Annotated in this window: 18 protein-coding genes and 3 tRNA genes; 14 read left to right on the forward strand and 7 right to left on the reverse strand. The window is 37.3% G+C overall.

Annotation, left to right across the window (positions count from 1 at the left end):
• The 6 genes from GJU43_RS00005 (at nt 1) to GJU43_RS00030 (ending at nt 5,942) form a co-directional block, all read left to right on the forward strand.
• Nucleotides 1–74: transfer RNA gene (locus GJU43_RS00005), tRNA-Asp, on the forward strand.
• A 414-nt stretch (nt 75–488) separates the two neighbouring features.
• Nucleotides 489–562: transfer RNA gene (locus tag GJU43_RS00010), tRNA-Asp, on the forward strand.
• Between the two features lie 250 nt (nt 563–812).
• On the forward strand, nt 813–1,634 hold the full coding sequence (locus GJU43_RS00015) for an AraC family transcriptional regulator (protein WP_154338762.1): 822 nt from the start codon (nt 813–815) through the stop codon (nt 1,632–1,634).
• Nucleotides 1,635–1,922: 288 nt separating this feature from the next.
• Nucleotides 1,923–3,239: a TolC family protein gene (locus GJU43_RS00020; protein WP_370455454.1), complete on the forward strand. Its 1,317-nt coding sequence runs from the start codon at nt 1,923–1,925 to the stop codon at nt 3,237–3,239.
• Between the two features lie 65 nt (nt 3,240–3,304).
• Nucleotides 3,305–4,357 (forward strand): HlyD family secretion protein, encoded by a 1,053-nt coding sequence (locus tag GJU43_RS00025; protein WP_154338764.1) that lies wholly within the window; start codon nt 3,305–3,307, stop codon nt 4,355–4,357.
• Nucleotide 4,358: 1 nt separating this feature from the next.
• Nucleotides 4,359–5,942, forward strand: coding sequence for an MFS transporter (locus GJU43_RS00030; protein ID WP_154338766.1), 1,584 nt, complete (start codon nt 4,359–4,361; stop codon nt 5,940–5,942).
• Between the two features lie 60 nt (nt 5,943–6,002).
• Here GJU43_RS00030 and map read toward each other — a convergent pair whose 3' ends face one another.
• The 4 genes from map to GJU43_RS00050 form a co-directional block, all read right to left on the reverse strand.
• On the reverse strand, nt 6,003–6,767 hold the full coding sequence (gene map, locus GJU43_RS00035) for a type I methionyl aminopeptidase (protein ID WP_154338767.1): 765 nt from the start codon (nt 6,765–6,767) through the stop codon (nt 6,003–6,005).
• A 42-nt stretch (nt 6,768–6,809) separates the two neighbouring features.
• Nucleotides 6,810–7,169: a nuclear transport factor 2 family protein gene (locus GJU43_RS00040; protein ID WP_154338769.1), complete on the reverse strand. Its 360-nt coding sequence runs from the start codon at nt 7,167–7,169 to the stop codon at nt 6,810–6,812.
• A gap of 127 nt (nt 7,170–7,296) precedes the next feature.
• The gene (locus GJU43_RS00045; protein WP_154338771.1) at nt 7,297–7,770 is read right to left on the reverse strand and encodes a YcxB family protein; all 474 of its coding nucleotides are present in this window, start codon (nt 7,768–7,770) and stop codon (nt 7,297–7,299) included.
• 31 nt (nt 7,771–7,801) lie between these two features.
• Nucleotides 7,802–8,032: a helix-turn-helix domain-containing protein gene (locus GJU43_RS00050; RefSeq protein WP_154338773.1), complete on the reverse strand. Its 231-nt coding sequence runs from the start codon at nt 8,030–8,032 to the stop codon at nt 7,802–7,804.
• A gap of 86 nt (nt 8,033–8,118) precedes the next feature.
• Here GJU43_RS00050 and GJU43_RS00055 point away from each other — a divergent pair, with 86 nt between their 5' ends.
• Complete coding sequence (locus GJU43_RS00055; protein WP_154338775.1) at nt 8,119–8,352, forward strand: hypothetical protein; 234 nt, start codon at nt 8,119–8,121, stop codon at nt 8,350–8,352.
• A gap of 721 nt (nt 8,353–9,073) precedes the next feature.
• A complete protein-coding gene (locus tag GJU43_RS00060) occupies nt 9,074–10,024 on the forward strand; it encodes a helix-turn-helix domain-containing protein (RefSeq protein ID WP_154338777.1) in 951 nt (316 codons plus the stop codon).
• 90 nt (nt 10,025–10,114) lie between these two features.
• Here the strand turns inward: GJU43_RS00060 and GJU43_RS00065 are convergent.
• Nucleotides 10,115–10,196 (reverse strand) — tRNA-Leu (locus tag GJU43_RS00065).
• Between the two features lie 108 nt (nt 10,197–10,304).
• Between GJU43_RS00065 and GJU43_RS00070 the strand changes: the two genes are divergently transcribed.
• From GJU43_RS00070 to GJU43_RS00085, 4 genes are all read left to right on the forward strand, one after another.
• Nucleotides 10,305–11,693, forward strand: coding sequence for a dipeptidase (locus GJU43_RS00070; protein ID WP_154338779.1), 1,389 nt, complete (start codon nt 10,305–10,307; stop codon nt 11,691–11,693).
• A 410-nt stretch (nt 11,694–12,103) separates the two neighbouring features.
• Nucleotides 12,104–12,502 (forward strand): hypothetical protein, encoded by a 399-nt coding sequence (locus GJU43_RS00075; protein WP_154338781.1) that lies wholly within the window; start codon nt 12,104–12,106, stop codon nt 12,500–12,502.
• A 131-nt stretch (nt 12,503–12,633) separates the two neighbouring features.
• Nucleotides 12,634–13,005, forward strand: coding sequence for a BlaI/MecI/CopY family transcriptional regulator (locus tag GJU43_RS00080; protein WP_154338783.1), 372 nt, complete (start codon nt 12,634–12,636; stop codon nt 13,003–13,005).
• Nucleotides 13,002–14,228 (forward strand): energy transducer TonB, encoded by a 1,227-nt coding sequence (locus GJU43_RS00085; RefSeq protein WP_154338785.1) that lies wholly within the window; start codon nt 13,002–13,004, stop codon nt 14,226–14,228. Before GJU43_RS00080 ends, GJU43_RS00085 begins: the two co-directional genes overlap by 4 nt.
• 85 nt (nt 14,229–14,313) lie before the next feature.
• Here the strand turns inward: GJU43_RS00085 and GJU43_RS00090 are convergent, their stop codons facing one another.
• Nucleotides 14,314–15,678 (reverse strand): saccharopine dehydrogenase family protein, encoded by a 1,365-nt coding sequence (locus tag GJU43_RS00090; RefSeq protein ID WP_154338787.1) that lies wholly within the window; start codon nt 15,676–15,678, stop codon nt 14,314–14,316.
• A gap of 193 nt (nt 15,679–15,871) precedes the next feature.
• Here GJU43_RS00090 and GJU43_RS00095 point away from each other — a divergent pair, with 193 nt between their 5' ends.
• On the forward strand, nt 15,872–16,258 hold the full coding sequence (locus tag GJU43_RS00095) for a DUF423 domain-containing protein (protein ID WP_154338789.1): 387 nt from the start codon (nt 15,872–15,874) through the stop codon (nt 16,256–16,258).
• Nucleotides 16,259–16,461: 203 nt separating this feature from the next.
• Complete coding sequence (gene pckA, locus GJU43_RS00100; protein ID WP_154338791.1) at nt 16,462–18,066, forward strand: phosphoenolpyruvate carboxykinase (ATP); 1,605 nt, start codon at nt 16,462–16,464, stop codon at nt 18,064–18,066.
• Nucleotides 18,067–18,334: 268 nt separating this feature from the next.
• On the opposite strand, the gene GJU43_RS00105 is transcribed toward pckA, so the two are convergent.
• Nucleotides 18,335–19,387, reverse strand: a complete 1,053-nt coding sequence (locus GJU43_RS00105) for a phytase (RefSeq protein ID WP_154338793.1) — start codon at nt 19,385–19,387, stop codon at nt 18,335–18,337.
• Nucleotides 19,388–19,426: the final 39 nt, after the last annotated feature.

Raw genomic sequence — 19,426 nt, forward strand, 5'->3', positions numbered from 1 at the left:
GGTTTGGTAGTTCAGTTGGTTAGAATACATGCCTGTCACGCATGGGGTCGCGGGTTCGAGTCCCGTCCAGACCGCAATATTGGGAGAAGCCTTTCTTAACGGAAAGGCTTTTTTGCCCAAATACGGTATCTAAGATTAGTTGTGTTGTTTGCTACGAATTTGTAACTCGTAGCTGGTTTAGTAGTTAGACCAATGAAAAGCTTTCCACTTTTGTGGATGGCTTTTTTGATTTAGGACCTATCGGAATTAACCGCAAAGAGCGCTAAGATTTACGCAAAGGTTCGCAAAGTATTTATAGCTTTGCGAACCTTTGCGCTTTTAACCTTGCGCACTTTGCGGTTAAATGCAGTTTTTTTACTCTCTAAAATTGAAATTCGGCATTTTAAAAGATTGGAATTTAGTTCATTAAAAAAATATCAATTTTTATTCGAAAAAAACCTTGCAAAACCCAACTTCTATTGTATTTTTGCACTCACAATAACGCAGTTGGTTTGGTAGTTCAGTTGGTTAGAATACATGCCTGTCACGCATGGGGTCGCGGGTTCGAGTCCCGTCCAGACCGCAATATTGGAAGAAGCCTTTCTTAACGGAAAGGCTTTTTTATTTTTAAATTTAACCGCAAGGTCCGCAAGGAGAAAAACGCAAAGGTTCGCAAAGTTTATTTATTGCTTTGCGAACCTTTGCGTAAATCATAGCGCTCTTTGCGGTTAAATTTTTACAACCCAGCTTTGGAATTTGGAATTTTAAAACATTGGAATTTTATTTTCTTATATTTATAGAGAACAAAAGTTTACAGCTATTCACTGACCTCAATGGAACAATCCACTCATAAAGTAGACCAGTATTACATCAAGAAAGTAGATGCCGATCCAAAAAGCATTTACTGTCATCATGATGTGATGGGCGAATTATTTGTTCCGACGCACAAACATGAGAAAGGACAAATGCTTTATGCCGAAGGCGATGTGGTGTTTGTCACTACCGAAACTAAAACGTATTTTTTGCCGGCACGGCATTTTATCTGGATTCCGAGTGGAGTGGAGCACAGCATTCATCCCAAGTCTGAAAATGTAATGATGCGAAATCTGTATTTTCCGGTAGAGAAAGACGAAGATACTTTTTACCAGAACGAAGGGATTTATCCGGTCAATAATTTACTGCTTCAAATGATGCTTTTCACGAATCAGTGGAATGGTGATCTAAAGAAAGATTCTCCCAATTTTGTAATTGCCAAAGCGATCAAAGCCATCTTGCCTCAAATATGCCTCACGAATCTGCCTTTAGAATTACCTCAGCCCAAAGACGCCCGCCTGGGTAAAATTTTGCGTTATGTAGAGAATAATTTAGGGGAAACGATTTTGTTTGCCGATGTGGCACATGAATTCGGTTACAGCGAACGCTCTTTGTACCGCCTGTTTCAGAAAGATCTTAAAATGTCTTTCATTCAGTATTACACTATCAGAAGGATTTTGAAAGCGATTGAACTATTATTAGAAAGAAAACTTTCTGTAAAAGAAGTCGCCCAGGAAGTAGGTTATAGCAGTGTACCGACGTTTAGTAATACCTTCTTTAAAATCCTCGGACAACGGCCTTCCGATTACTTAAACGGAGAAGATGTTTTAAAAAGCCGATAAAATTTATTTCTCCCGCAGATTTTGCAGATCCGGCAGATAAAAATAAATCTGCTCCATCTGCCAAATCTGCGAGAAAACTCTTTTGTTTTGTAATGTATTAATTTTCAATATTTTAATATATCGTTTTCGAAAATTACAATTTTAACATTTGTCCGAAATGAATACGTTATTGACTTTTTAGAATTATCAGTCACCAAAAAAATGCAGGAACTTTGCACTATAAAAATTATTTATAAATTCATGTTCCTTAAAACAACAAATTCTACAGCAGATTGTTTTCTCAAAATCGTGTTATTATTTCTAATTGTAATAACATTTAATAGTTTACAGGCTCAGGAAATTCATTCGGTTTCTTTAAGTGAAGCGGTAAAACTGGCGAAAGAAAACAATAAAAAAATCCTCAGATCTCAATTGGAGACAACGCTCTCCGAGCAAAACATCAAAGAAAGAAAAGAACTCCGTTTACCCGATATCGAATTAAACGGTGAATATTCCAGAATTACCAATATTACGGAATTTAAAGGAAGCGGTTTTTTAAATGGCAAAGAAGTGACCAAGGCAATTCCTGAAATTTATCAGGTCAATTCAACCTTTAAAATGCCAATCTACGCCGGAAATAAGATTAACAACGCCATTAAAATTGCCAGTCAGGAAAATGAAATTGCCAAAATAAAAACAGAAAAGGCCGAAAATGATATCGGGCTCGAAGTGGTGGCCAATTACCTGGCGATTTATAAAATGCTGGAACTTCAGAAGATTTTCGAAGAAAACATTAAGGAAGAAAAAAGCAGGTTAAAAGAAGTCGCGTCACTGCAAAAGCATGGAACTGTCACCAAAAATGAAGTCATTAGAGCCGAATTGCAGCTTTCGGACCGTGAATTGAGCGCGCTGACGAATTCTAAAAACATAAAAATCGCACTCCATGAGCTGAAAACTTTGATTCAGCTTCCGGAAACCGAAGAAATTGCAATCGATACCACGGCTAGTCTTGAGGAAATGAAGGGTTTGGATCCCTATGATTTTTATTTGAATAAAGCTTTTCAGAATGAGGAAATGCGAATGGCGAGCCAGGAACTGAACATTAAAAAAACGGAACTGAAGCTGGTCAAAGGAAATTATCTCCCGACTGTAAACTTCTTTGGGAATTATGGTTTTTACTATCCCAACTACAAATTTTTTCCGCCGAATCCGTATTTGTACACTTTGGGACAAGTAGGTATCGAAGCCCATTTTGATATTTCGGCTTTGTATAAAAACAAAACCAAAGTACAGCAGGCGAATACGAAAATTGAATGGCAGGAACTGCAGTCCGAAATTATAAAAGATGAAATTCAGGATAAGCTGTTTAAGGAACATACCCAATATCAGGAAATCCTTGAAAAATTTGTGGTGGTCGATAAAGCCCTCGATCTGGCGAATGAAAATTACCGAATCGTAAAACTGAAATACCTCAATCAACTGGTTTTAATCACCGAGATGGTCGATGCTGATAATGCTCTATTACAGGCAAAATACAATAAGATCTCGATACGACTGGATGCGGTTCTGAAACATTATGAATTGCTGCATACGGCGGGGATAATGCAGAACGAGAATAGAATATAGAATATAGAGAATAGAAGAAAGAATAAAGAGGCAAGAAGTTAGAAAATAGAAAAGATATAGAGTTTATGGTTAAGATAAAAAATGAAACTAGAAGAAACAGGACGTTTCATATATTAATAACAATTATTGCCTGTATATTGGTAGTAAGCGGGATCATTTTAGGGATTTGGTTTTATGTGTTCAACAGAAACCATGAGGAAACCAATGATGCTCAGGTAGAGCAATACGTGACGCCAATTATGTCTCGTATTACGGGGTATGTGCAGGAAGTTCGTTTTGAAGAAAATCAGTTTGTGCACAAGGGTGATACTTTGGTGGTGATTGACAACAGGGAATACAAATCGAAACTTAATGTGGCCCTGGCAGATGTGCAGAGTGCGCGACAAAGCAGTGTGGTAGCCGAGAAAAATGTGGCAACGACGGCAAGTTCAACCGCAATTGGCGAATCGCAACTGGCAGCAGCGAAAACGAATCTCTGGAAAACAAAATTAGAATATGACCGATACAAAGCGCTGGTACAAGACGAAGCGGCAACTTCGCAGCAATTAGAGAAAGTAAAAGCCGATTACGAGTCGGCTCAGGCGCATTTTCAGGAAATGCGGGATCGAATCCAGTCTTCTAATTTAAACACTTCTCAGGCGCAGGCAAATGTTCCGGCAACGCAAACGAATATTGCATCCAAACAAGCTGTAGCCGACAATGCGGCATTGTTTCTTTCGTACACCGTAATTACAGCGCCTTATGACGGCTGGGTGGGCAAAAGAACGTTACAGCCGGGACAAATGGTGAAAGAAGGGCAATCGTTGCTTTCGATCGTAAGCAAAGAAAAATGGATCACGGCCAATTTTAAAGAAACACAACTGCAATATTTAACCGTGGGTCAGGAAGTTAAAATTCAGGCGGATGCTTTAAATGATAAGGAATTTACAGGAATTATTACCTCGTTATCGCCTGCAAGCGGAGCACGTTTTTCGTTGTTGCCTCCGGATAACGCCACGGGAAACTTCGTAAAAATCGAACAAAGGATTCCGGTGCGAATTCAACTGAAAGACACCGATAGACAAGCTGACTTTTTAAGAGCCGGAATGAACATTACCGTTATTGCGCAGCACAACTAAAATGGAAGATAAAAGTATTTTTAAATCCTGGGTTCCCAACTGGGCGATCATCATCATCTTGTTTGTGTGTTTACTGCATTCGATGATTTTGCTGGGCGTTTACAGTTCGAACGTGGCCTACGCAGCAAGTTTTCTGGATATTGAAGCCGAAGATTTGCAGTTTTCCATGTGTGTAACCTATGGAACTTTGTTGGCTACAATTCTGATCGAAAGCCGGTTTTCGAATTATTTTCCTGCGAAAACGTATCTGATAGCGCTCTATATTTTGATAGCCGTCACCATAATTTCGTCGGGTTATGTGACGAATTTTGCGCTTTTTATCATGTTAAGAATCGCCGAAGGAATCCTGATGGCTTTGCCGGTGATGATCCTGAGACAATTACTGGTCGAACGCTTTAAGTCTAAAAATGCCATTATCATTGGGTTTTCCTTTTATTACGGATCACTTTTGCTCGCAACGCCTTTTATTATGAACATTGCGGTTTGGTTTCTGGATCATTACGATTGGAAATACATGCTGTACGTTTCCGGAATGCTTCAGCTGATTAATGTTTTTCTGATTCTGGTTACCTTCAGAAGTCATAGAATCACCAGGAAAATCCCTTTGTATCAGGTCGATTTGTTGAGTTATGTTTTGGTTTTGACTTCGATTTTAAGCGGGGCTTTCTTTTTTGTCTATGCCGAAAAGAAATATTGGTTTGAATCTTCGCAATTGATTTTGGCTTTGATTATTTGCCTCATTACAGGTGGATTGTTTATTTTCAGACAATTGCTGGTCAAACGCCCAAGTTTTGATTTTGAGGTTTTCAGGTATGCGAATTTAAGAACGGGATTTCTGTTGTTTTTTATTTTTTACATCGCCAGAGCCACTTTAAGTCTTTGTCACAGCGCGATGTTTTCGATCTGGAACTGGGATCCTTCCCGAGTGGCCGGAGTACAATACATCAACGGACTCGGAAATGTAATCGGGCTGATTCTGGCGGCCTTTTTCCTGATGAAATCCGTGGCGACCAAATACATTTTTATGATTGGTTTTGCGCTTTTGGCGGTGTTTCATTTTTGGTTTACGTTTCTGTTTGTGTCCGATGTTTCATTGTCAGATATCGTGATTCCGTATATTTTACAGGGAATTGCCGTTGGTGTTTTATTTGTGCCACTGGTTTTGTTCACCGTTTCTGCAGTTCCCGCTAAAATGATGACTTCTTCCGGAATTGTCGGCGTTTCGGGACGTTTCTGGGGAAGCACGATTGGTTTTTGCATCATGCAGAACGCACAGGTATTTTTGAATAAAAAGCATTTTTTAAAACTCAGTCAGTTTGTAACAGGCGATAATCCTCAGGCGCAGGAAACCATTGCTAAAACAGCCCAGAGTTTCGCCGCAAAAGGATATTCGCCTGACGATTCTAATACACTGGCGCTAAAAAAAGTCTTTAGCGCCGTTGCCAGACAAGCGACTTTATTATCGAATATGGAAATCTACACCGTGGTAGGATATGGTTTATTGATTTTGGTTGTTTTGATTGGATTCAATCAGCACTTGAGACAAACCCTGAACGTATTTAAAACCAAAGTTTGGATTGGTTAAAAAATCAAAATGATATAAAATAAAAAATCCTTTAAGTTCAATTAAAGGATTTTTTGTTTTCTAATTCCAGATTTCATTCATGGCCGTTAGTATAATCGGTTTGCCGTCGGTAACGACAATTGTGTGTTCGTGCTGTGCCATAAAACCGCCTTTGTTGCCGACCATTGTCCACCCGTCCTGCAGCGTTTCGGCATAGGTTGAGGTTGTTGCAATGAAGGTTTCGATTGCCACCACCGAATTTTTCTTAAATCGGGTCAGGTTGAATTTATCCCTGTAATTGGCTATTTCGTGCGGGGCTTCGTGAAGGCTTCTTCCGATACCGTGGCCGGTTAGGTTTTTAATCACTTTGTAGCCTCTTTTTTTGGCTTCGGTTTCCATGATAAAACCGATGTCCGAAATGCGGACGCCGCCTTTTATATTGTGTATGGCTTTGTGTAAAATTTGTTTCGAAGCCTCAATCAGTTTTTCGTGTTGGTTGATATCGGCACCAATCACAAAGGAACCGCCGTTATCGGACCAAAATCCGCCCAATTCTGCCGAAACATCAATATTAATCAGATCCCCTTCCGCAAGAATTCTTGTATCGGATGGAATGCCGTGACAAAATTCATTGTTGACGCTAATGCAAGTCCATCCCGGAAAACCGTATGTTAGATACGGAGCCGATTTAGCACCCATTTCATTAAGGATTTGCCCGCCATAATCGTCTAATTCTTTGGTAGACATTCCAGGCTTCGCAAATTCTCTCATTTTTTTTAATGTGAAAGCAACCGCTTCACTGGCTTTTTGCATTCCAACTAATTCTGATTCTGTTGTAATTGACATAATTCCTTTTTTAAAATAAAGTATGCAAAGATAAAAACTCTATTATTCTTCTACCAATTCAATATCCATTGTATTGATGAGGTTGTTTTCGAAAGTATAAATATGCTTAACGCTTCCGTCAAACATAAGTTTATCTTCGAGGTCTTTTACAATTTGATGCACCACAACTTCCAGACTTCCGTTTGGTCTTTCGTTAAATGCAGTTGGATAGACTTTCGGATTAATTTCTTTCCATTGTCTGGTCCAGTAGGCGTTTATTTCGTCATGTCCGCTAATGTAGCCGCCTTCCCAGGCCTTTGACCATTGTACATTAGGCTGCATGGTTTCAAGAGCGGCCTGTATGTTTCTGTCGTTAAAAGCTCCGTAAGCCTTTTCGATTACCTTTTGAAATTCTGTTGCCATAATTTTTGATTAAGAGTTGTTTTTCGATGGATTCTTATAAAAGCTTAAAGATATTTATACTAAATGAATAGCCTCCAGTTTTAACTGGAGGTTTTTTACGTTTGTAAGGAAAGGCTTTAGCCGAAATTTATTTATTTTTAATCTTCAAAAACACTTCTTTTCTAAACCAATTTTCATCTTCTTGAGTTTCAAAAACTCGTTTTGGAAAATAGAAACATTGACCTTTTGAAATGTATAAAAGATAAAGACCTTTCAGTTCTAAAACTTTTATGAAACTTCCTATGGCAATTGTACCTTCAGAGACTTCTCCCATGTTAGAAATAATTTTGTCCGTGAAAATTTCATATTGTGTTTCTTTGAAAAAAATCTCGTTTTCCTTTGAATTTGCAAATCTCCAATATTGAAATACTGTAACTAGCGGATAAAGAAACCCAAAGGCAATCATAAAAATATCAGAAGAATCTTTCTGATCCTTAAATAAAAATGCTACGGAAAGAAACAATATAAAAGAATACAGCCACCATCGCCTTTTTAATAAAATTCTAATAATGAAGAAAAAATATTCTTTTTTTGTGAGATGGAATTTTTTGGTTTTAATCATTGAGGTTGGTGAAAATTAGTTTTGAAGGTTTTTATTTTAAAGAAAAATCAAATAATTCTTTAGGCTCAACATCTAGTGCATTTGCGATTTTTACGAGAGTTTTTATGCTTGTATTTATTTCTGCTCTTTCTATTCTGCCTATTTGATTTTTAGGGATATCGCAGTCGTTAGCTAAATCTTGCTGGGACAAGTTTTTCTTTTCACGTAATTGTCTAACGTGAATGCCAAGGTTTACAATAAAAGTTTCTTCTGAAATATCCATATTTCAAAAGTCCTAAGATTTATTTTCTATAAGGACACATATTTGTGTTCTTTTTTAGTATATTTGAAAAATAAAAAAATAAGATTATGGCTACAGAAAAAATTTCAAAAGAACTTGAAAATCGAATCGCAGATTTTTTAAATACTGCAATTGACCCGAAAGATATGGCAAAGACCATACGACAAGTAAGTTATACGCTTTCTTTATGCGCAATGACAAAAAACGAAATAGTATTATTTGGAAAGAGTAGTATTGAAAGTAATTTTTATTGGTTGCATAGACTGGCGGAAGTTTTAGATCCTTATCTGGATGTGGATTAAAGAATACAAACGTAGAATAACCACTTCGTTTGTCATTCCGACGCAAGGAGGAATCGCACAAGAAACTCCGCAAAGAAATGCATCAAGCTTTGTCGATGTGCGCGTGTGATTCCTCCTTGCGTCGGAATGACAAATTAGACGTGTTAATATTTACAGAACTTTATATGATGTACAATGAGTGCATGCGAAACAGTACAACCTGAATTAAACCATCTTGAAAGTAATTTTTACTGGCTGCATAGACTGGCGGAAGTTTTAGATCCTTATCTGGATGTGGAGTGAGCGACATATGAACGATATGGAAAACCGTAAAACAAAATCATCGCTATAAATTAGTTTTGGATTATTAATTAAAACCATAACTAAGATGAAATGCAGCAACTGCGGAAAACAAACATCGTTTATTGGTAAAGTCTGTCACTGGTGTAATAACGACAAATCAAAAGATCAGAAAACCAACTGTGTGATACTGATTATATCGATACTTATAGTTGTTATTATCTGGACGTGGTTTTGAAAAATTGGATCGTCATTCCGAGGAACGAAGAAATCTCATCCAGTATTCGACAACAGTGTGTGCTCAGCGTATGCGATTCCTTCGTTCATTCTATGAAAATATTTGGATTAATTTGTGTTTTTGATATGCATCTACTCTAGGAAATGTTGATTTAATTTTCTATATCTTAGTTGCTATTTAAAATTTATAAAATGTAGAAAATATATGAATTCGAATTATATAGAAAAGATATTTAGTAAAAAAAGAGATGAAGTTAGTTTAGTTGATATTGAAAACTATTTTTCAAGCCCGCAGGAAGAATCGTCTGTTGTTGAGTTTAAAAGTGGTGAAGTTGAGATTAATGACATTTTCAAGGAGATTGCAGCATTTTTAAATACGGAGGGAGGGTTACTAATTATAGGGTCCCCAAGAGAAACAAAACAAACCGTGGGTAAAAATATTATTAAGATATGTGAGGGGAAATTAACTTTTTCAAATTTTAAAAATAAAGATTGGTTGTATCAAAAAATTGCTTCTAACATCGTTCCGACACCTACAGATTTAAAAATTGAAGAGTTTCTAACTGAAAATGGAAATATTTTTCTGATTGATATTCCACAAAGTTTAAATCCTCCTCACCAATGTTCTTCAGATGGAAAATATTATTTGAGACTTGAGCGAGATGCAAAGCCGGCACCTCACGGAATTGTTCAAGCTTTGTTTAATAAGAGAAGAGTCCCCGTTTTATCCGCTAATATTGATGTAAAAGATGTGAAAAGTCACCAAGACAGCATAGTTGTGAGTATTAAAAATGAATCTGCAATTCCAGCAGAAAAACTAGCTTATATAATTGATGTTTATAACGTGGAGCAAATTAAATCAAACTATAATTTTAAACTTATTGAGGATTCTTTAGGAAATAAATTTTCCTTCACAGGTCATACTGAGCAAGTATTAGTTCAGGTGATTAATGTGCCTGTAAAATTTGACATCCAACATTCAGGTAAAGATTATTTAATATTTGTTGCTTTTTGGTGTAGAGATCTAGATTTTGATTTTAAGTTTTTCACATATTCACCCACTAAAAAAGAGGTAGTTATAGAGGCCACTCTTAAAGAGGGAGTGAAATTGACCGATGAACTAAATAGGATCAGAAGCTTAATGAATAAATTTTGATACATAAATTTATGTGGATTTCGCTATACTGCTAAAATTCAATATCCTAAAAACAAAAAAGCTTCTGATTTCTCAGAAGCTTTTTTTCAGTGCGGATAATAGGACTCGAACCTACACGCCTTGCGGCACCAGATCCTAAGTCTGGCATGTCTACCAATTTCACCATATCCGCTCAATTGTGGGTGCAAAGATAAACATAACTTCTAAATTTCAAAGCATTTTTGCAAAAAAATATTAATTCTATTTTTTGTATTTTTGAATTTCTGTAAAAATTAAATAAATGGAAAATATAAAATCTTACGTTCAACAACATAAAGATCGCTTTATCAATGAGTTGATCGAATTATTAAAAATTCCGTCGGTAAGTGCCGACACCGCATATTCGCAAGATGTTATTGACACAGCCGAAGCTGTAAAGGAAAGTTTATCGAAAGCAGGCTGCGATTTTGTCGAAATTTGCGATACTCCGGGTTATCCAATCATCTACGGAGAGAAAATAATCGACCCTAATCTGCCTACCGTTCTCGTATACGGACATTACGATGTACAACCCCCGGATCCAATCGAATTATGGACATCGCCACCATTTGAGCCCGTAATCAAAAACACGGAAATTCACCCGGAAGGAGCCATTTTTGCGCGCGGAGCCTGCGATGACAAAGGTCAGATGTACATGCACGTAAAAGCCTTGGAGCTTATGGTGCAAACGAATACGCTGCCTTGTAACGTAAAATTCATGATCGAAGGCGAAGAAGAAGTAGGTTCGGCAAGTTTGGCCTGGTTCGTAGAACGCAATCAGGAGAAACTGAAAAACGACGTAATCCTAATTTCAGATACGGGAATGATTTCGAACCAACAACCTTCAATCACGACAGGTTTACGTGGTTTGAGTTATGTTGAGGTAGAAGTTACAGGTCCGAATCGTGATTTGCATTCCGGTTTATACGGTGGAGCAGTGGCTAACCCGATTAACGTTCTGGCAAAAATGATCGCTTCGCTTCATGATGAAGACAATCATATTACGATTCCGGGTTTCTACGATAACGTTCAGGAATTATCTGCAGAAGAAAGAGCTGAAATGGCAAAAGCGCCTTTTAGTTTAGAAAAATATAAAAATGCCTTGGCGCTAAACGATGTTTATGGCGAAAAAGGATATGTAACCAACGAACGCAACTCGATTCGTCCAACCTTAGACGTAAACGGAATCTGGGGCGGATATCAGGGTGAAGGTGCCAAAACGGTGATTGCGAGCAAAGCTTTTGCTAAAATCTCGATGCGTCTGGTTCCGAATCAGGACTGGGAAGAAATCACAGCACTTTTCACAAAACATTTTACAAGCATTGCACCGGCAGGAGTTACGGTAAAAGTATCGCCACACCACGGAGGACAGGGGTATGTAACGCCAATTGACAGTATTGGGTACAAAGCGGCAAACATGGCGTATACCGAAACTTTCGGAGTTCCGGCAATTCCGGTTCGTTCCGGTGGAAGTATTCCGATTGTAGCTTTGTTCGAAAAAGAATTAAAAAGCAAAACCATCCTTATGGGCTTCGGTCTGGACAGTGACGCGATTCACTCGCCAAACGAGCATTTCGGAATCTTTAATTACCTGAAAGGGATCGAGACTATTCCGTTGTTTTATAAATATTTTGTAGAGCTTTCGAAATAGGTTTTTTTGAAAAAGGTTCAAAGGAACATAGGTGCAAAGGTGCAAAGGTTTTGAAACCGTATGTGTTTTAGATTATAGAGACTCCGGCTTTTAGCCGGAGTTTTTTTTTGTTCTTAATTGAGATTTTTAATCTTCGGGGTTAATTATTTGGCTAAAGCTATTTTCTTCCTGTCTATTGTAAACCCTCAGCTAAAGCTGAGGGCTATTGAAAAAACGTCTGCGCCTTTACTTCTCAAAAAAACCTTTGTTCCTTTGAGCCTCTGCCTCTTTGCACCTGCCTACTGAACCTCAAAAGAAAACCTCAGAACCTTAGCAACTTAGCTCCTCAGAACCTTTTTTCTAAAATTCTCTTGCACATTAAAAATTAATCTCTACATTTGTAGAGTAACAACTATAGATGTAGAGCAATAATGAGAGATATATTACTTTTTATATTAGTTCTGTTTTTATGGTTTGGATGTAAAGCGCCGCTGATCAATCAGAAAGTTGATAAGAAGAAAGAAGGAAAATGGGTGGATGTCTATGTTCAGGATAGTGTTCAATACAAATCATTTGAATATTACAAACACGATCAACCGGTAAAAAAATGGAAATCCTACATTAACGGAAAAATTCGCAAAACTGAAAAATATAAAAACGGAATCTGTACCGTAAAAAATTATTATGAAAACGGAAAATTAGAGTCGACAGGAAAAACTAAAATCGAAGTTAATTCAAAAGAAACACATTGGTTTTATTTTGGAGACTGGAAATTTTATTCGGATAAAGGAAAATTAACGGAAATCAAGAAGTACGGTGATGGTGAATAAAGAGCATAGATTATAGAATATAGATTATAGAAGCAAGAAGCAAGACATGGAATAAAAATTATCTAATCGATTTAATCTGTGGCAAAAAAACTCAAAAACTTAGTAACTCAGAACCTTAGAACCTCAAAAAAATGCAATTATCAAACTCAGAAGAACAATTAATGGAGCATCTGTGGAAGCTTGAAAAGGCTTTTATGAAAGATTTGCTTGAAGCGTATCCCGATCCAAAACCGGCAACGACTACAGTCGCGACTTTGCTAAAACGGATGATCGATAAGAAATTTGTAGCCTATAATGAATTTGGGAATTCGAGGGAATATTATCCTTTGGTCGAAAAGACGCCTTATTTTTCCAAACATGTCAACGGACTGATTAGTAATTTCTTTAATAATTCGGCCTCGCAGTTTGCCTCGTTTTTTACGACCGAAACCAATCTTAGTACTTCTGAATTGGAAGAACTTAGAAAAATAATTGATTCGCAAATTCAAAAAAAGAAAAAATGATCACCTATCTTTTAAAATCCGGAATACTGCTTTTTGTTTTTTATGCGGTATATAAATTGTGGCTGGAAAACGAAAAAATGCTTCGTTTTAACAGGGCTTATTTGCTTTTGAGCCTGGTTTTTAGTTTGGTTATTCCCCTTCAGCTTGTTTCATTTCAATCGATTATTTCGAATGAAACCGGAATTGTTCAGCTGAATGAACTGGTGATTCGAAAAGGTACTGAAAACCTAAGCTCCATCTCAGTAAATGATTTTATAATCGGTTTAATCCTTTCGATTTATGTTTTCATGGTCAGCTTATTCGGTATTCGTTTTTTTGTGAATCTCTATTCATTTTATAAAAAGACCAGAAGAAGTGAAGTACTGGTAATAAATGATGAAAAAATAGTGTTACTGCAGGAAACTGTTTTGCCACACTCCTTTTTGAATACGATTTTCATCAATAAAGAGGAATTCGAAAAAGGTAAAATTCCATCAGAATTAATAGCGCATGAAAAAGCGCATTTGCAGCAAAAACATAGTTTCGATATTCTTTTTATCGAGATCCTGCAAATCGTCTTTTGGTTTAATCCATTGCTTGTCTTCTATAAAAAAGCCATCAAACTCAATCACGAATTTTTGGCTGATGAAGCTGTAAATGTTCAGTTCCAATCAGTTGAAAATTATCAAAATCTGTTACTCGATTTTGCTTTGAATAAAAATACGGTTGCTCTGGCGAGTAACATCAATTATCTAATAACTAAAAAGCGTTTACTTATGATGACCAAAAAAGAATCTCCGATTAAAGTTGTATTGAAAATATGTACCGTAAGCATTGTTGGTACTTTGTTGTTGCTTGTTTTTAGCAGCAGAACAATCGCTCAAACAGAAAAAAGTTCCCCAAAATTGAAGGAAGGATTTGCTGTTAGTTACGATACTACTAGTGTAAAAAGCCCTGAATTCCCTGGTGGAATGGTCGAATTCTACAAATTTATTGGTAAAAATTTCAAAATGCCCGCGGCAGCATCCAAGAACAAAATACAAGGGAAAGTATTAATGGAGTTTATGGTTGAAAAAGATGGAAGCTTGTCTGATATTAAAATTCTAAAAGATTTAGGGAATGGCTTAGGTGATGAAGCAACAAGAGTTTTAAAACTTTCTCCAAAATGGAATCCCGCGACGCAGGAAGGTAAGCCTGTGCGTGTAACATATGCCTTACCGATCACAATTCAAAACGATAAATAAAAGAAAAAAAATCCGCTTCTGAAATTTCAGAAGCGGATACAATTAAAAACTAAAAAAATTCTCAAAAAAAATAAATAAATCAGAACTAAAACAAGTCCGGATTATATCCAAAGTAAGGCATGGTTTGTTCGTTGAAAATAACACCATACTCTTCTAATTCTTTTAAAATAGGCAGATACACTTCTTTGTTTATCGGAAGCTGAACGCCTGGGGTTGTAATTTTTCCATTCAAAATCAATAAAGTAGCCATGGCAACCGGTAATCCGACGGTTTTTGCCATCGCGGTATAGGTCTGATCGTCTCCGATGCAAACCATTTTAGAATCGATTTGCTTTTTCTCGCCGTTGATTTCGTATCCGAATTTGTGGTACATGACAATCATATCTTTGTCGTCTGGCTCTAATGTCCAGCTGTCTGAAAGTATTTTTTCTAAGATCTGGGCCGGAGTGGCATTCGATAAATTCACTTTTTTATGCGGATTGAACAAATCCAGTTCCAGAAGTTTATCCCACATAATATCGTCCTGATCAATTTTTAAGATCAGTCGGGTTTTTATTTCAACTGAATCGGTTGGGTGGTACGGTAAAAAAGAATTCACAAACTGGCGGTAGCTCATGTTTTCGGAATCTTCCATAATATAGCTGTCATCTGTCATTCCAAGCTGTACAAACATATTCCAGGCTTTCGAATAACCCACTCTTCTGATGGTTCCTCTGTATAACGTCAGGATATCATCTAATCCGTAAATAGAGCGGTATTTTAACGAATCACGATTAGAATACGCTTCAAATTTTCCGTAGCCTTCCACTTCAAGAAATTCAGTTCTTCGGAATAAATTGCAATACGGGATGTATTTGTAGGTACCTTCCTGAACAAACTTAGCGGCACCGCCCTGTCCTGCTAAAACTACATTTCGGGGTGCCCAGGTAAATTTATAATTCCATAAATTATTGTCGGATTCAGGAGCGACCAATCCGCCGCAAAAAGATTCAAAAAGCAGCATTTTTCCGCCTTTTGCCCTAATTTCATCAATCACTTTCATGGCACTCATATGATCTATTCCGGGGTCAAGACCAATTTCATTCATAAAGATCAGGTTGTTTGCTTTGGCTTCTTCATCTAATGCCTGCATGGCATCACTTATATAAGAGGCGGTGACAAGGTGTTTCCCGAATTGAATACAGTCTTTGGCTATTTCAATATGCAAATGTGCCGGCAACATTGATATGACAATAGATGCTTTTTGTATTGCTTCTTTTCTTTCGGTAATATTAAATATGTCTAAAGCTATTGGAGTGGCATTCGGATGTTGCTGCGTCTTTTTTTCGGCCAGGGCTAAAGATAAGTCGGCTACAATAAGGTGTAGATTTTCGCTCTCTGATTTGGAGAGTAAATAACGGATCAGCGAAGAGGCAGACCGACCGGCTCCAATAATTAAAATGCTTCTCATGTTTTATATTTATAACACAAATATATTAAAATGTTATAAATATAACAATCGTAATATTCAAAAAAAATCATTTATTTTTAATTTTAAGAATAAAACGAACAAATTCCCTTTACTGCAAAAGATTTTTGAAAAGAGAAAAGTTTTTTAAATGGTTTGAAGTATTTTTGTTTTAAATATTGAAAACATAGAAAACATGAAAAGAAAAATTGTTTTAACAGGTGCATTTATCGGGATGTTAGCTATCATTCTCGGAGCTTTCGGAGCTCATCTTCTTAAAAAATGGTTATCGGTTGAACAATTAAATACTTTTGAAGTGGGTGTCCGTTATCAGATGTACCATGCTTTTTTCCTGTTTTTCCTATCGACCCGAAAAGATATTGCTGAAAAAACCTTAAAGACCATCTATAATCTGGCGGTTGCCGGTGTTGTGCTGTTTAGCGGATCTATCTATTTATTAGTAACAAAGGAGTACACTGTTTTTGATTCAAAAATTATCGTATTCGCAACACCTTTAGGAGGATTTTTATTAATTCTTGCATGGTTGGTGTTATTTGCTACTATTTTGAAGAAAAAATCATAAAATCCCGAATAAAAAATTCTATCTAAAAATTAATCTTTAATTTTGTCTCATAAATAACATATAAGATTGCTTATGTGAATTTTTATTCGTTTTTATCTGTATTGATAAAAAATATAACAATTCATGTTTTGAGTATAAAAGCTTAGAATCAAAGTAATTATGTTTGTTCACTAAAAAAAGAAACACACACAACAACAAAATTTATGGACACTAACACACTTTTCACGCAATCGATTTCGCTGAAAGAACTAGGAATTGAAAATGCAACAGTTCGTTATCAATTATCAGCAGATGAATTGCATGCGATTACTTTGCAGGCAGGCCAGGGTGTTGAGAACTCTACGGGAGCGTTGGCAATTAATACGGGCGAATTTACAGGACGTTCTCCACAAGATCGTTTTATCGTAAAAGACAGCATTACAGAAGATAAAGTTTGGTGGGGAAACGTAAATATCCCGTTTTCACCGGAAGCTTTTGAAAAGTTATATCATAAAGTAACTCAGTTTTTATCTCATAAAGAAGTATTCGTCAGAGACTCTTACGTTTGCTCTGATGCCAATTACAGATTAAATGTTCGTGTAGTAACCGAAACAGCATGGTCTAATTTGTTTTGTTACAATATGTTCTTAAGACCTGAAGATTCGGAATTAGCTAATTTTACCCCGGAGTGGACGGTAATTTGTGCACCAAGTTTTATGGCAGATCCTGCTGTAGACGGAACACGCCAGTCTAATTTTGCGATTCTGGATTTTACTAAAAAAATTGCCCTTATCGGAGGGACAGGATACACGGGAGAAATGAAAAAGGGAATTTTTTCTGCCCTGAATTTCATTTTGCCGGTTTTCAAAAATACACTACCAATGCACTGCAGCGCCAATGTGGGTGAAGCAGGAGATACGGCCATTTTCTTCGGATTGTCAGGTACAGGAAAAACAACTTTATCGGCAGATCCTGCACGTAAGTTAATTGGTGATGATGAACACGGATGGACTGCTGAAAATACCGTTTTCAATTTTGAAGGGGGCTGCTATGCTAAAGTTATTAATTTAACGGAAGAAAACGAGCCGGACATTTTCAGAGCGATCAAAAAAGGAGCGCTTTTAGAAAATGTGGTTTTCAAAGCAGGAACAAATGAAGTGGATTATGATGATGTTTCGATTACTCAAAATACACGTGTAAGTTACCCAATAACCCATATCGACAATATTCAGCCGGGGTCTATCGGACATAATCCTAAAAATATATTTTTCTTAACGGCAGATTCTTTCGGAATTTTGCCTCCAATCTCAAAACTGACTCCGGGTCAGGCTGCTTACCATTTTATCTCCGGATATACGGCTAAAGTTGCAGGGACTGAAGCTGGAGTTACAGAACCACAACCGAATTTCTCCGCTTGTTTTGGAGCGCCATTCATGCCTTTGCACCCCACTCGTTATGCAGAAATGCTGACTAAAAAGATGAAAGATGCAGATGTAAAAGTATGGTTGATTAATACTGGCTGGACTGGTGGTGCTTATGGAACCGGAACGCGTATGAAATTGAAATATACCCGTGCGATGATTACTGCCGCACTAAACGGTGAATTGGACAATGTAGAATTTAAAAACCACGCTGTTTTTGGAATCGCAAAACCACAAAGCTGCCCGAATGTTCCAAGCGAGATTCTGAATCCAAGAAACACCTGGGAAGACAAAGATTTATACGACAAAAAAGCAATTGAACTGGCTCAGAAATTCAAAGCTAATTTTGCCAAATTTGAAGAGTTTGCCAATGCCGAAATTTTGGCCGGCGCACCGATTACAGAATAAGGAAATTACTAATTCAAATTTAAAAAAGCTGTTCGTTATGAACAGCTTTTTTTTATGTCTTGGTTTCAGTTTTCAGTCTCAGTTTTCAGTCTCAGTCTCGATGTCACCCTGAGCGAAGTCGAAGGGCTTGTCGTTGCGTGGGGCTTCGACTTCGCTCAGCCTGACAGATCGTGAGTCTTCAGTCGCAGTTTTCAGTCCCCAGTAAGAAACTGAAAACTGAATACCGCGACTGCGACTGAACTCTGCGACTGAGACTGAAACCTGAAAACTACTCCTTATCGATACGCGCCTGAATCAAATCCCAGGAATAATACTGAAAAACCATTCCGTTGCTCATGGCTACGAAAAGGCCGTTTTTATATTTTCCGCCTAAATTAAGGCTGGTTACATCCGCCCCGTCACATTCGATTGTGGATGTTGGAATTTCTGCCAGTAACGGATACTTGTTCGGATTCCCTTTAGCCCCTTCTCTTGGATATACCATAAAAGTATTGGCTTGTTGGTTCGATACTAAAATATAACCGGTAGAATCGGTCTTTTTGTAAATCGCGATTCCTTCATTATCGGCTTTGAAACCTGTTTTTCCAAAAAGTGCTAGTTCTTTATTATCGTTTAAAGCAGGATCAGCTTTGTATTTTCTGATTCCGAATTGTTCGTCACAATATAAAACCGTTCCCAATTCGTTGTCCACCGCAATGGCTTCGATTTCTTTTTTCCCGCTGTAGGCGCCAAATTTGCGAACTACTTTTGCAGTTGCTGTTTTTCCGGTACCTGAAAGTTCGTATTGCCATAAATAACTTCCCGAAGGCCCTGATTTTCTGCCTACAATAGCGAAAATCTTTTTATCGCTTGGGCGTGTGTATAATGCAATTCCCATTGGGTCGCGTAATGGTTCACCTTCAAAAACAGGAATTCCGCCATTGTCAATTGGTTCTAAATCCGGCAGGCTGAAAATTCTGATTTTGTTGCTTTCGCGTTCTGTAGTAACGGCAATGTCTGTTTTTTTTCCGTCAATTACTAAGCCGTAAGCAATATCAACATTGTTTGGTCTTTTTAACGGAATTGATTTTTTTAGAATTTTCCCGTTCAGATCAAAAGCGTACAAACCGCCATCGGTGTCTTTATCAGTTCCCACAATTATACTTTTTGAAGGATCTGTAGGGTGAATCCAGATAGAAGGATCATCCGTATCGTGGGGCAAAGGTGCTGTAACGGCTGTTGGTTTTACGGCGTTCGTAGCAACGGGTGCTAATTTATCCTCTTTACAAGCTGTGAATAAAACACATAAAAGTAAAAAGTACAGTATTGATTTATTTTTCATTTGGCTCATTATTTTAATGCAATTAGACAGAGCGGTTAA

Source organism: Flavobacterium sp. LC2016-23, from assembly GCF_009674775.1.
In the GTDB taxonomy this organism is placed as follows: Bacteria; Bacteroidota; Bacteroidia; order Flavobacteriales; family Flavobacteriaceae; genus Flavobacterium.